General features: G+C 70.6%; 9 protein-coding genes. 4 read left to right on the plus strand and 5 right to left on the minus strand.

The genetic code is table 11. The annotated features are described in order from the left end of the window. Positions 1-403: 403 nt before the first annotated feature. Positions 404-988 (minus strand): MarR family winged helix-turn-helix transcriptional regulator, encoded by a 585-nt coding sequence (locus GCN81_RS27500; RefSeq protein WP_156727286.1) that lies wholly within the window; start codon positions 986-988, stop codon positions 404-406. 120 nt (positions 989-1108) lie between these two features. Between GCN81_RS27500 and GCN81_RS27505 the strand changes: the two genes are divergently transcribed. After that, positions 1109-2431 carry an MFS transporter gene (locus GCN81_RS27505; RefSeq protein WP_231627029.1) on the plus strand — a complete coding sequence of 441 codons (1323 nt, stop codon included), beginning with the start codon at positions 1109-1111 and terminating at the stop codon, positions 2429-2431. Here GCN81_RS27505 and GCN81_RS27510 read toward each other — a convergent pair. Together GCN81_RS27510 and GCN81_RS27515 are read right to left on the minus strand one after the other, a co-directional pair. After that, positions 2420-4057 (minus strand): ATP-binding SpoIIE family protein phosphatase, encoded by a 1638-nt coding sequence (locus tag GCN81_RS27510; protein WP_156727288.1) that lies wholly within the window; start codon positions 4055-4057, stop codon positions 2420-2422. The genes GCN81_RS27505 and GCN81_RS27510 overlap by 12 nt on opposite strands. Before the next feature lie 193 nt (positions 4058-4250). Further along, positions 4251-5636, minus strand: a complete 1386-nt coding sequence (locus GCN81_RS27515) for an NAD(P)/FAD-dependent oxidoreductase (RefSeq protein ID WP_231627031.1) — start codon at positions 5634-5636, stop codon at positions 4251-4253. A gap of 432 nt (positions 5637-6068) precedes the next feature. Between GCN81_RS27515 and GCN81_RS27520 the strand changes: the two genes are divergently transcribed. From GCN81_RS27520 to GCN81_RS27530, 3 genes are all read left to right on the plus strand, one after another. Further along, positions 6069-6941 carry a TetR/AcrR family transcriptional regulator gene (locus tag GCN81_RS27520; protein WP_156727289.1) on the plus strand — a complete coding sequence of 291 codons (873 nt, stop codon included), beginning with the start codon at positions 6069-6071 and terminating at the stop codon, positions 6939-6941. Between the two features lie 201 nt (positions 6942-7142). After that, positions 7143-9116: a sigma-70 family RNA polymerase sigma factor gene (locus GCN81_RS27525; RefSeq protein WP_156727290.1), complete on the plus strand. Its 1974-nt coding sequence runs from the start codon at positions 7143-7145 to the stop codon at positions 9114-9116. Between the two features lie 133 nt (positions 9117-9249). After that, complete coding sequence (locus GCN81_RS27530; protein ID WP_197287805.1) at positions 9250-10020, plus strand: hypothetical protein; 771 nt, start codon at positions 9250-9252, stop codon at positions 10018-10020. A gap of 16 nt (positions 10021-10036) precedes the next feature. Here GCN81_RS27530 and lhgO read toward each other — a convergent pair whose 3' ends face one another. Both lhgO and GCN81_RS27540 read right to left on the minus strand, forming a co-directional pair. Then, positions 10037-11239: an L-2-hydroxyglutarate oxidase gene (lhgO, locus tag GCN81_RS27535; protein WP_156727292.1), complete on the minus strand. Its 1203-nt coding sequence runs from the start codon at positions 11237-11239 to the stop codon at positions 10037-10039. Between the two features lie 115 nt (positions 11240-11354). Beyond that, entirely contained in the window at positions 11355-12797 is a 1443-nt protein-coding gene (locus tag GCN81_RS27540) for an MFS transporter (RefSeq protein WP_156727293.1), read from the minus strand. Between the last annotated feature and the right edge of the window lie 157 nt (positions 12798-12954).

Here is a 12954-nt window from a genome sequence, read left to right on the forward strand (position 1 = left end):
GGTTTCCCTGGGCTTTCCTCCGGGCGCTTCCCTTCGGTGTTTCGTTCTTGCGTTTCCGACTCTATCAGACTCTTTCGTGTCCGATTTCCTCGGTGCCTTTCCGGTTCCCGCTTTCGCGTTTCCCTTTCCGGCGGCTCCGACTCTATCAGATCCTTTCGGGCCTGACCCCCAGTCAGCGGGGCTTGTCTTCCCGGCTGTTGGGCCGTTCCGACGTCCCAAACTCTAGCGGCTTTCTTCCCTGACTCATAATCGAGTCAGTCAGTTCGAATTTCGGCATGCCGAAATTCATCCCGGTGGGAGATCGTGCAGAGTTGGGTTGCCGCATCTGCGGCGAAGTGGCTGTCGCAGAACCGTTACGGCCCCGCGACAACTCGAAGAACCTTACGGGCCCGCAGGGGGCGTGTCAACTCTCTTCGACCCTGCGCAGCAAGCGGGTCAGCATCTCGCCGAGCGCCCCGCGCTCCTCGTCGGAGAGGTCCTGGAGGAGCTCCTCCTCGAAGACCGTGGCGAGACGCATCGCCTCCAGCCACTTCTCGCGACCCGCGTCCGTGAGCTCAATGATCACGCGGACTCGGTTGGTCTCGTCCCGCTCCCGGGTGACCAGGCCCTCCGTGACCATGCGGTCGATGCGGTGGGTCATGGCGGCCGGGGTGAGGCAGAGGCTCTTGGCGAGTTCGCCCGGGCCGAGGCGGTAGGGGGCGCCGGAGAGGACCAGGCCCTTGAGTACCTCCCACTCGGCGTTGCTGATGCCGAGGGTCGCGGTCTGGCGGCCGTAGGCGACGTTCATCCGGCGGTGGAGCCGCCCGAGGGCCGAGACGACCTGCTCTACCTGGGGGTCCAGGTCCTTGAACTCTCGCTGGTAGGCGGCGATCTGCTCTTCGAGAGTCGGCTCCTCGGGAGACGACTCCTTGGGCTCCTTGGGCTCCTTGGGCTCCTTGGCAGAGGGGTCCTTGGGAGACGGCTCCCTGGGGCTGGGGGTGTCGACCATGCGGCGAGTATCGCATGCAGTCGCTTTGCATTAAAGACCTCGGCGCCTTAGTCTTTAGCTTCGAAGTTTAGGGTCGAAGTCTTCATAGTTAAGTTGAGGTAGGTGAACGTGACCAGGGCGATGGGCGCCGCGATGCGCCGGATCCACGTAGGCAACGCACTCAGTGCGTTCGGGCTCGGTTTTACCGTCCCGTTCCTGTACGTCTACGTGGCGCAGGTGAGGGGTCTGGGTCCTACGACGGCCGGTCTGGTGCTGGCCGCGTTCGCGGTCGCGGCGCTGGTCGTGCTGCCGTTCACCGGTCGCGCTGTCGACCGGCGGGGTCCGCTGCCCGTACTGCTCGCCGCCCTGGTGACCGCCGCCGTCGGTGCGCTGAGCCTGGGGCTCGCCAGCAGTCCCGAGCTGGTGCTGGTGTCGGCCGCGACGCTGGGCGCGGGGCAGGCGGTGATGCAGCCCGCTCTGGCCACGATGATCGTCGAGTGCTCGACCGCGGAGACGCGGACGCGGGCCTTCGCCATGCAGTTCTTTCTGCAGAACCTGGGACTTGGCATCGGTGGGCTGATCGGCGGCCAGATCGTGAAGCGGCAGCGGCCGGGTGACTTCACGCTGCTCTTCGCCATCGAGGCGGCCATGTTCCTGGTGCTGGTTGCGGTGATGGCGACCGTACGGCTGCCTCGGCAGCCGCGTATCGGTGACGTCAAGCCGCAGGCCAAGGGCGGCTGGCGGCAGCTGGTCGGCAACCGGGCCATGGTGCAGCTGTCCGTCCTGGGCTTCGTGGTCTTCTTCGCCTGCTACGGGCAGTTCGAGTCCGGGCTCTCCGCGTACGGGGTGGAGGCGGCCGGGATCTCGCCGTCGACGCTCGGAATCGCGCTGGCCGCCAACACGGGGGCGATCGTGCTGGCGCAGTTCGTCGTGCTCCGCTTCGTCGAGCGGCGGCGGCGGTCGCGGGTGATCGCCCTGGTCGGCGTGATCTGGGCGGTCGCGTGGCTCGCGGCCGGGTACGCGGGGCTGGGGCACGGCAGCCAGGCGATGGCCACGGCCGCGTTCATCTCGACGTACGCGCTGTTCGGGATCGGGGAGTCGATGCTCTCGCCGACGGTGGCGCCGCTGGTGGTCGACCTGGCGCCGGACGGGATGGTCGGGCAGTACAACTCCGCTTTCGCGCTGGTGAAGCAGTTGGCGTTGGCGGTGGGGCCCGCGGTGGGCGGGCCGATGGGCGCCACGCTGCATGGGCCGTACATCGTGACGTTCGTGTTGTTCTCGCTCGGGATTACCGTGCTGGCAATGCGGATGGGGCGGCGGCTGAGCGCTGCGCAGGACTCGCCGTACCGGGCTCGGGAGCGGGCGCGGGTACAGGAGCAGTCGGTTCCGGTTCCGGGCCCGGTTCCGGTTCCGGTTCCGGCTCCGGCTCCGGCTCCGGCTCCGGCTCCGGCTTCAGTCTCGTAGCGCGAACTCGCACCAGACCGCCTTGCCGCCGCCCGGCGTACGGCGCGAGCCCCAGGTCGAGGCGATCGTGGCGACGATGGAGATGCCCCGGCCCGCCTCGTCGGCTGGTTCGGCGCGGCGGCGGCGCGGAAGGTGGTCGTCGCCGTCGGTGACCTCGATGATCAGGCGGCGATCGGTGCGGCGCAGTTTGAGGCGCATCGGCGGAACGCCGTGCTGGAGGGAGTTGGCGACCAGTTCGCTGGCGGCCAGAACGCCCAGGTCGTGCAGTTCCGGCGAGAAGCGCCAGCTGGTCAGCACCCCGGAGGCGAAGGCACGCCCGCGTGGGGCCGCCTCGACGCCGCCGAGCAGGTCGAGCGCGGCGCCACGGAAGAGCTCGGCGTCGGGGCCGCTGCGTGCGGGGTTCTGGAGGACCAGGACGGCTACGTCGTCGTCGTGTGCGGCGGTGACGCCCAGGGCGCGGATCAGGCGGTCGCAGACCACCTGGGGGGTTCCGGTGGCGCCGGACAGGGCGGTCTCCAGTGCCTCGACGCCCTGGTCGATGTCCTCGCCGCGCCGCTCGACGAGGCCGTCGGTGTAGAGGACGGCGGTGGAGCCGGGCGGGAAGGGCACCGATCCTGAGGCGTGCAGCCAGCCGCCGGTGCCGAGTGGCGGCCCGGTGGGTTCCTCGCCGCGGTGCAGGGCGCCGTTCTCGTCGCGTACGAGGATCGGCAGGTGGCCCGCGGAGGCGTAGGCGAGGCTGCCTTCCGCCGGGTCGTGGATCGCGTACACACAGGTGGCGATCTGGCTGGCGTCGATCTCGGCGGCGAGTCCGTCGAGTAGTTGCAGGACCTCGTGGGGCGGGAGGTCCAGTCGGGCGTACGCGCGGACGGCTGTGCGGAGCTGGCCCATGACGGCGGCGGCGCGCACGCCACGGCCCATGACGTCTCCGATGACCAGGGCGGTGCGGCCGCCGCCCAGGGTGATCACGTCGTACCAGTCGCCGCCTACGGCGGCGTCCGTGCCGCCCGGTTGGTAGGTGGCGGCGATCCGCAGGTCGTCCGGCTCTTCCAGTTCCTGGGGGAGCAAGGACCGCTGGAGGGTGACGGCGGCCTCGCGGTGACGGCGTTCGCTGGCGCGCAGCCGCTCGGCGGCCTCGGCGTGGTCGGTGACGTCCGTGGCGAAGAGGAGGACGCCGCCCTCGGACGGGGCGTCGGCGCGGTCCCCCAGGGGGACCGTGACGGGGGTGCAGGTGAACGTGTAGGAGCGGCCGCCGGGGACCTTGCGGGACTTGACCGTACGGGGCTTGGAGCTGCGCAGGACCTGGTCGAGCAGGGTCAGCAGGCCGAGTTCGCCCAGTTCGGGCAGGGCTTCCTGGGCTTGGTCGCCGACGCGGCGGGGGCCGAAGGCGGTGGCGTAGGCGTCGTTGACGTACGCGATGCGGTGCTCGGGGCCGTGTACCAGGGCGACCAGGGCGGGGACGCGGTCGAGGATCTCGCGGACCGGCAGGGCCTCGACGGACGGTGGGGGCGGCCCGGCCTGGTCCGACAGTTGCTCGGCGCGGGCCGCGGGCACCGAGCCGCTGTCGGACCGCGCTGCGGCGCGACGCTGCGTTCCGGGGAGCCGGGCGCTCCAGCGCGTGAAGTTCACTGCGTTAGGCCTCTGTTGTCGCTTGGTGTCGCTTCTGGGGCGGTGTGGGTTGTCGTCGGCAGCCGTACGGGACGGGCGGGCCTCAGGGTCGGGGGACTGTCGTGGTGGGGCCCACCGGGGTCGTGGACCAGTCTGGCCGACCGGACTGACATCCGTCAGACGCCGTTGCCGGGGAGGGAGTTCCCGGGGTCGGTCAGTTCGACCCCTTCGGGTCCTTCGGTCGGGCGCCCCCGGCCGCGAGTTCGAACTCCGCCCGGGGGTGTTCGAGTGAACCGAGGGAGACGATCTCGCGCTTGAAGAGTCCGGACAGGGTCCATTCGGCCAGTACCCGGGCCTTCCGGTTGAACGTGGGCACCCTGCTGAGGTGGTACACGCGGTGCATGAACCACGCAGGGTAGCCCTTCAGCTTGCGCCCGTAGACGTGTGCGACGCCTTTGTGCAGTCCGAGTGAGGCCACCGAGCCCGCGTAGGAGTGGGCGTAGTCCTTCAGGGGCTTGCCGTGCAGTGAGGCGACGATGTTGTCCCCGAGCGTCTTGGCCTGGCGTACGGCGTGCTGCGCGTTGGGCGCGCACTCCTTGCCGCCCCTGCCGCCCTTGCTGTCCTCGCCACCCTTGCCGTCCTCGCCGTCCTCGTCGGCCGTGAGGTCGGGGATCGCGGCGGCGTCGCCTGCCGCCCACGCGCGCGTAGTGCCGTCGATCGTGAGCTTGGGGGTGCACTTGAGTCGGCCGCGCTCGTCCAGGGGCAGATCGGTGGCGGCCAGTACCGGGTGCGGTTTGACGCCCGCGGTCCACACGAGCGTACGGGCGGGGAAGCGGCCGCCGTCGCTGAGGACGGCGACGCGGCCCTCGCAGGAGTCCAGGCGGGTGCGCAGGCGTACGTCGATGTTGCGGCCGCGCAGCTCCCGAATGGTGTACCGGCCCATCGACTCGCCGACCTCGGGGAGGATGCGGTCGGATGCCTCCACGAGCATCCACTTCATGTCCTCGGCGCGGAGGTTGTGGTAGTAGCGCGTGGCGTAGCGCGCCATGTCCTCCAGTTCGGCGAGCGCCTCCACGCCCGCGTAGCCGCCGCCCACGAAGACGAAGGTGAGGGCCGCGTCGCGGACGGCCGGGTCGCGGGTCGAGGAGGCGATGTCCAGCTGTTCGAGTACGTGGTTGCGCAGGCCGATGGCCTCCTCGACGGTCTTGAAGCCGATGGCGTGGTCGGCGAGGCCGGGGATCGGGAGGGTGCGCGAGATGGAGCCGGGGGCCAGCACGAGTTCGTCGTACGACAGCTCGACGGGGCCCGTGCCCTCCTCTTCGGTGGCGAGCGTGGTGAGGGTCGCGGTGTGCTTGCCGTGGTCGATCTTCCTGACCTCGCCGATGACGACCTTGCAGCGGTCCAGGACGCGGCGCAGGGGCACGACGACATGGCGCGGTGAGATGTTTCCGGCCGCCGCCTCGGGCAGAAACGGCTGATACGTCATGTACGGCTCGGGGGTCACGACGACGATCTCGACCTCGCCGCGCTTGAGCTCGGGTTTGAGTTTCTTCTGTAGGCGCAGCGCGGTATAGAGCCCGACGTAGCCACCGCCGACGATGAGTACGCGGACGCTGGGGACGCTGGGGACACGGGGCGTTTCGGAGGTGCCCTCTGGCGACGACTCTGGGGAGGATGCGGCCTTCACCTGTCCATGACGCACCGGAGCCGCGCGTTTGTCCACAGGCCCGACGCTTTGTATGACGGGAAGAGCTTCGGCAAGTGGTCGGCCACACTCCCCGATACCTGAGGAAGATCCGCAGGTCAGCGTACGATTCAGGCCTGATGAGCAGGGGGGCATTCAGGGTGGAATCGGTGCGTACTCCGATCGAGGGGCGCACTGTGCGGAACTGGCCTCTTCTGAATTGACTCCGGCTCAACTATGTTCGTGTGTCGTCGGGGTGTGGGGGATGCGTGTGTCCGAAGCTCCTTGCGCTCCGGCTGCCAAGGCGGGGAAGGTCTCCGGGGGGAGACGTCATTACCGGGGGAACTTATGCACATTCAGGATTCTCATTGGGCTTCCACATCGGCCGTCGCAGCGTCTGACGGGCTGGGAAGCGGACCAGAGAACGGCCCAGCGAATGGGCCTGAGCACGGGCTGGGGAACGGGCCGGGAAGCGGCGCGGGGGACAGCGCGCGTACGACGCCGCTGCGCGTCGACGCGCAGCGCAATCTCGAGCATGTCCTGCGGGCTGCCCGCGAGGTGTTCGGCGAGCTGGGTTACGGCGCTCCGATGGAGGACGTGGCGCGGCGGGCGCGGGTCGGGGTCGGCACGGTGTACCGGCGGTTCCCGAGTAAGGACGTACTGGTGCGGCGGATCGCCGAGGAGGAGACCTCCCGGCTGACCGAGCAGGCGCGGGCCGCGCTGGGCCAGGAGGACGAGCCGTGGTCGGCGCTGGCGCGCTTCCTGCGGATCTCGGTGGCTTCGGGGGCGGGGCGGCTGCTGCCTCCGCAGGTACTGCGGGTGGGGGTGGCCGACGAGCCTTCGGGTGCGGCGGGAGCTACCGGCGCTGCGGGTGGGGCTGAGGGCGGGGCTGACGAGGCGCGGGTGCCGCAGCAGCGGAGTCCCGGGGCGCACCCGGAGCTGCGGCTGGTCGAGCAGCGTTCGGCGTTGGATGACGTGGCTGGGCCTTCGGCTGTCGCGGGTCCCGACGACGCGGGGGCCGGGGCGCTGCTCGATGTGGTCGGCAGGCTGGTGGACCGGGCGCGGGAGGCGGGTGAGCTGCGTACGGACGTGACGGTGTCCGACGTACTGCTGGTGATCGCCACGGCGGCGCCTTCGCTGCCGGACCCTGCGCAGCAGGCGGCCGCTTCGACGCGGCTGCTGGACATTCTGCTGGAGGGGCTGCGGTCGCGGCCGGTGTAGCGGCGCGCGGGGCCTGGCGTCGCGGCCCCGACCGTGATCCGCCCGCCGGACAGGCCCTGGCCCCGAATGAGTGAATGGTGGTGCGGGGTTTCTCGAACTCACCCCGGATGAGTGGTTGCCGGTCCTGAGACTCTTGCGGAGTCGCTGCGTATGACACTCTTTCCCGCGTGTTGGGTCTGAGTGTTGCGGGGGCTTCGCGCTATGGGCGTTGACGGGCAGGACGAGCCGCTCTCCGGCGGTGGCGGTACGGAGTCCGGCGGGCTGCCCCCTCGGCAGGTACCAAGCCAGGGCGGCCCGTCCGGGTCCCTCGGGGGTGCTGGTGGCGCTGGTAGCGCTCGTGGTGCCGAGCCGAGTGTGCCTCCGCAGCGGGACACCAGCGACCCGACACTCGCCGACGAACTACTGACCAGCACCGATGCCCCGGCGGCCGACGCCGACCTCATCGCCCGGATGCGGGGCGGCGACGACTCCGCGTACGAGGAGCTCTACCGGCGGCACGCGGAGGCGGTGCGCCGCTATGCGCGGACCTGCTGCCGGGACGCGCACACCGCGGACGACCTCGCCTCCGAGGTCTTCGCGCGCATGCTCCAGGCGGTACGCCGCGGTTCCGGGCCCGAGCACGCGGTGCGCGCCTATCTGCTGACCACGGTACGGCGCGTCGCGGCAAACTGGACACAGTCCACGAAACGGGAGCAACTGGTCGAGGACTTCGCCGTGTTCGCGGCGCAGGCCGCGCGCTCGACCGAGGTGTCCGACGACAAGGTCTCGGGCGGCTCCCTCGGGGCGGGTCTCGACCTCGGTGCGGATGTCATGGCCATGCATGAGGCCGAGCGTTCCATGGTCATGCAGGCCTTCCGCAGTCTCTCCGAGGAGTGGCAGGCCGTCCTGTGGCACACCGAGGTCGAGGACGACCCGCTGAGCGAGGTCGCCCCGCTCTTCGGGCACGCCTCACCCAACGCCACCGCGCAGCTGGCCAGCCGGGCCCGGGAGGGGCTCAAGCAGGCCTACCTACAGGCCCATGTGAGCGGCACGCTCGCCTCCGACGACGCATGCTCGCGGTACGCGGACCGGCTCGGCGCGTATGCCCGGGGGCGGCTGCGTTCGCGGGCCGAGCGTGGGCTGCGTAAGCATCTGGAGGACTGCGCCAAGTGCCGCCTCGCGGCCGGTCAGATCAAAGACCTCGCCAGCGGAATCCCCGGAGTCGTACCGGTCGCGGTCATCGGTTGGTTCGGTGCGGCCGCGTACTCGGCGAAGGCGGCCGGGATCGTGGGCGGTGGCGTCGCGGGCGCGGCGGGCGCTGGCGCGGCTGCCGCGGCGGGGGGCGGTGGCGCGGGTGGCGGCGCTGCCGCTGAGGGGCTGGGCGCCCCGGCGAAGGCCGGTATCGCGGCGGGTGTGGTGGTAGCGGCCGGAGTGGCGATGGCGCTCGCCCTCACGGGCGGCAGCGAGAAACCAGAGCCGGAGGCCAAGGCGACACCACCGGTCTCCCAGCCGATAGTGCCGCAGATCCCGGTACCTTCTCCCTCCCCCTCGCCCTCTCCTTCACCTTCGCCGACCCCGGCACCGCTAGCGCCGCCCCCCAAGCCGACCCCAACGCCGACTCCCACGCCCACACCAACCCCGACTCCCCCCAAACCCACACCAACCCCCACTCCTTCGCCTACGCCCACACCAACACCAACACCGACTCCCACGCCCACCCCCACACCAACCCCGACTCCACCCCCTCCGCCGCCCCCCGCGCCGGAGGTCTACCAGGTCAACCGGCTCGACTACGGCGTCTGGGGCGACGGCACCAAGCCGGAGGTACGCCTCACCGAGTCGACCTGGCTGTGGCAGCGCTCCGGCGTGTCGGTCGGGGGGACGCAGTACGGGCACGGGGCAACCGTGCACGGGGACTCGTCGGTCACCATCGACCTCAATCGCAGCTGCACGTCGTACGACGCGCTGGTCGGCGTGGACGACCTGATGCACGGCCTGGGCGCGGTGCGCTTCTCGGTGTACGCGGACGGGGCGCGGCTCTGGCAGTCACAGCTGATCCGGGGCGGCGACCCCGCGGTGCCGGTCCGGGTGAACCTGACCGGGCGGAAAACCCTGCGGCTGGTCGTCGAGCCGGATACCCCGCTTGACCGGGTGGCGCTTGTGACCTGGGCTCAGTCTCGGATCAGCTGCGGTTAGCAGCGTGGCCGAACCGTGATCTATGGGCGTACAACTCCGGGTGGATCTCATCTGTCTGTCAGATGCCGGAGGGTACGACTCCGGCATCTGACAGTGCGCACGGCGCGTTGCCGTAGGGGAGATCGGGGATCAAGTGGGGAAGAAGGCGTGGAGAGTCGCCGTGGCCGGCGGGGCGGCCGCGGTGTTCACTGCGGTCGCGGCGGTGCCGGCCGGGGCTGCCGAGAACGGTGTCGCGTTCACTCGGGTCAAGGTGAATGGCGGCAAGCCGATCGTGGTCGGGATATCGAAGGAGGTCGCGGTGCCCGCGTCCTTCCGTATGTCGACCACCCTGAGGTGGGAAAGTCCGATGGTGTTCCCGTACCGCGGGAAGCTCGACTCGGGCGACGAACTGTGGCACGCCATCGAGACCAGCGACTGCATCACCGTGAGCAGGAACGTCTGCGACTTCAACGAGACGCTGTACCTCGACCCGAGTGAGTACAGCATGCGGAACAAGGACGCCGGCGCCTGGAAGACCGCGGCCCGTGTGTATTTCGTGGGCGACGGCCACGACGCCGATAACGAGAACCTCACGGTCTACGTCAAGCGGAACACCCGCCTGAAGGTCAACGCGTCCCCCGAACCGGTGAAGAAGGGGAAGACCATCACCGTGACGGGCAAGGTCACGCGGGCGAACTGGGAGACCCGCAAGTACGCCTCGTACGGGGGTCGGAAGGTGAGCCTGCAGTTCAAGCCCGTGGGCGCCACGTCCTACACCACGGTGAAGAAGGTGTACGCGAACAGCTCGGGTGCGCTCAGGACGACGGTGAAGGCCGGTACGTCGGGCACATGGCGCTGGCGCTACTACGGCAACACCACAAGCGGACCCTCGACGTCGACCGGGGACCGCGTCGTGGTGCGGTGAGCCCGGCGATCCCGTTTCACCCCAACGCCGCCAGAGCGCGTCGGGCCACCTCGCGGCCGATGGGAAGCGATGCCGTGGCCGCGGGGGACGGGGCGTTCAGGACGTGGACTGTGCGGGGGGACTCGTGGAAGAGGAAGTCGTCGGCGAGGGTGCCGTCGCGGAGGACGGCTTGTGCCCGGACTCCTGCCGGTGCGGGGCGCAGGTCGTCGGCGGTCACTGCGGGGAGTAGCCGTCGTACCGCTGAGGCGAAGGCCTCCTTGGAGAGGGAGCGGCGCAGCTCCCCGGCGCCGTAGCGCCAGTGGTGTCTGGCTATCCGCCAGGAGCCAGGCCAGGTGAGGGTGCCGGCCAGCTCTCGGGGGCGCAGCGCCGACCAGGCGTAGCCCTCGCGGGCGAGTGCGGGCACGGCGTTGGGGCCGAGGTGGACGGTGCCGTCGATGCCCCGGGTGAGGTGCACGCCCAGGAAGGGGAAGGCCGGGTCCGGGACGGGGTACACCAGGCCGCGTACGAGTTCGGGGCGGGTGAGCTCGTAGTACTCGCCCCGGAAGGGGACGATGCGCATGCCGGGGTCGTCCCCGGCGAGGCGGGCGAGGCGGTCGCAGTAGAGGCCCGCGCAGTTGACCAGGACCCGTGCGCGGAGCACCGCGCCGTCGGCGGTGCGGACCGCGACGCCGCGGTCCGGGCGGCGGTCGATGGCGGTGACCTCCGCGCCGTACCGGATGTCCGCCCCCGAGGTCTCGGCCAGCTGCGCGGCGACCGCGGCGAAGTCGCACACGCCCGTCGTGCCGACGTGGATTCCGGCGAGCCCGCGCACCTGTGGCTCGTACTCCGCGATCTGCGCGGGGCCCAGCTCGCGTACCGGAATGCCGTTCTCCCGGCCGCGCTGCACCAGGGCGTGCAGGCGCGGTAGCTCGGCGCGGTCGGTGGCGACGATCAGCTTTCCGGTGACCGCGTGGGGGATGCCGTACTCGGCGCAGAACTTGACCAGCTCGGCCGCTCCGCGCACCGCGAAGTCGGCCTTCAGCGACCCGGGGCGGTAGTACACACCGCTGTGGATCACTCCGCTGTTACGCCCGGTCTGGTGCCGGGCGGGGCCCGCCTCCTTCTCCAGCACCGTCACCCGTGTCCCGGGCACGGCGCGGGACAGCGCGTACGCCGTCGAAAGACCGACGATCCCGCCCCCGACCACCAGCACATCGGCGTCATACACGCTCTTCCTCATCACGGATCACCTCCCAGGTCTGCATAGTGCACTGCGCCACTGACAATGCCCTCAAACCCACACCCGGGAGGCACCCACGCTGACGCGGCTGCCGGACGCGGCTGCCTGACGCGGCCTACGCCGGGGTCATCAGCAAAGGCCGCGCCCGCTCGCGCAGCTCCATGACCCGCGGCTCGTCGCCGTGCGGTTCGAGGCGGTGCAGCAGATCCCGTACGTACTCCGTCGTGCGCGCCGATGAGATACGGCCCGCGACCTCGACCGCCCGCAGCCCCTGCGCACACGCCGCGTCCAGGTTCCCCGACTCCAGTTCGGCCACGGCCGACACCACCAGGCGCAGCCCGTGCGAGCGGACGAACTCCTCGGTGGGGCGGGACAGGGCCTGCTCGGTGAAGCGGCGGACCTGGCGTGGCGCCTTCAGGTCGCGGTAGCACTCGGCCGCGTCAGCCGCGAAGCGGTCGTAGGAGTAGAAGCCCAGCCAGGGTGGGTCGGCGTCGCCGTCCCTGGCTCGCTCCAGCCAGCCCTCGGCCGCCTTGAGCGCGGCCCCCGCGGCGACGGCGTCACCGGCGCGCGCGTGGGCGCGTGCCTCGACGAGCCGGAAGAAGCTCATCGTGCGGGCGGTGGCCAGGCCACGGTTGCGTTCGAGCGCGGCCTGCGCGAGATCGACGCCCTCGTCCCCGAAGCCGCGGTACGTGGCCTGTAAGGACATGGTGGCCAGCACATAGCCGCCCAGCGGCACATCGGCCGCCGCCCTGGCCAGCCGCAGCGCCTGGATGTAGTAGCGCTGCGCCGCCTCCTGCTGGCCGGTATCGAACGCCATCCACCCAGCGAGCCGGGTGAGTTCGGACGTCGCCCCGAAGAGCGCGCGGCCCACTTCGTCCGTGTACGAGCCGAGCAGCAGGGGCGCCGCCTCGACCCGCAGGCACTCCGGGACCATCGAGGAACGCCAGTCGCCACCGCCGTACTTGGAGTCCCAGCGGCGGGCGTCCTGCGCGGCCTCGCGTAGCTTCCGCACATCGCTGTGGCCGACTTTGAGCGGTGCCTCACCGGCTGATGTGCTGCTGTCGGTGTCACCGACGCTGTCGAGGGTGCGCTCGACCGAGCTGTCAGCGGGCGTAATCAGCCATCTGGAGGCGGGCGTGGCATATGCGCTGACCGCGAAGGAACCGGCCAGCGACTGCCAGATCCCCCCACCGCCGCGCCGCCCCGCCAGGTCGAGCCGGTAGAGGTCGGTCGCCGACCGGACCGCGGCTCCCACGTCGCGCGGGAAGGCCAGTCCCACCTCGGGCGCGGGGTCGGCGTCCGCGAGCCCTATCTCGTGCAACGGCACCGGCCTGCCCAGCTTCTGGCCGATCGCGGCGGCGATGAGGTGTGGGGCCGCACCCTGCGGCACCATGCCCTTGGAGACCCAACGGGCCACCGAGGTCTTGTCGTAGCGAAGGGTCAACCCACGTTGTGCGCCGAGGTCGTTGACCCGTCGGGCGAGTCCCGCATTGCTGATTCCCGCGAGGGCGAGAACGGCGCCGAGTTTGTCGTTCGGCCCGCGTTGCTCCCTGGACATGCGCCACCCCTCGACACAGACGGCTGCCGCGGGGGCATAACCACGCGGCATTCGTAAACCCAGCGTAGTTCGCCGAATCCCAAGCGTTAAGGGGCAGGTTCCGGATGGCGGGATTGTTGTCTGTACAGCGGGCCCGTCGAGCCCGGCTGTGCTCCGG

The sequence above is a fragment of the Streptomyces apocyni genome (assembly GCF_009739465.1).
Classification (GTDB): domain Bacteria; phylum Actinomycetota; class Actinomycetes; order Streptomycetales; family Streptomycetaceae; genus Streptomyces; species Streptomyces apocyni.

Bases quoted from the DNA above. Each gene is read 5' to 3' on its own strand.
- GCN81_RS27505 (WP_231627029.1), top strand. From the start codon at position 1,109: ATGGGCGCCGCGATGCGCCGGATCCACGTAGGCAACGCACTCAGTGCG.
- GCN81_RS27540 (WP_156727293.1), bottom strand. From the start codon at position 12,797: ATGTCCAGGGAGCAACGCGGGCCGAACGACAAACTCGGCGCCGTTCTC.
- GCN81_RS27500 (WP_156727286.1), bottom strand. From the start codon at position 988: ATGGTCGACACCCCCAGCCCCAGGGAGCCGTCTCCCAAGGACCCCTCT.
- GCN81_RS27520 (WP_156727289.1), top strand. From the start codon at position 6,069: ATGCACATTCAGGATTCTCATTGGGCTTCCACATCGGCCGTCGCAGCG.
- lhgO (WP_156727292.1), bottom strand. From the start codon at position 11,239: ATGAGGAAGAGCGTGTATGACGCCGATGTGCTGGTGGTCGGGGGCGGG.
- GCN81_RS27525 (WP_156727290.1), top strand. From the start codon at position 7,143: ATGGGCGTTGACGGGCAGGACGAGCCGCTCTCCGGCGGTGGCGGTACG.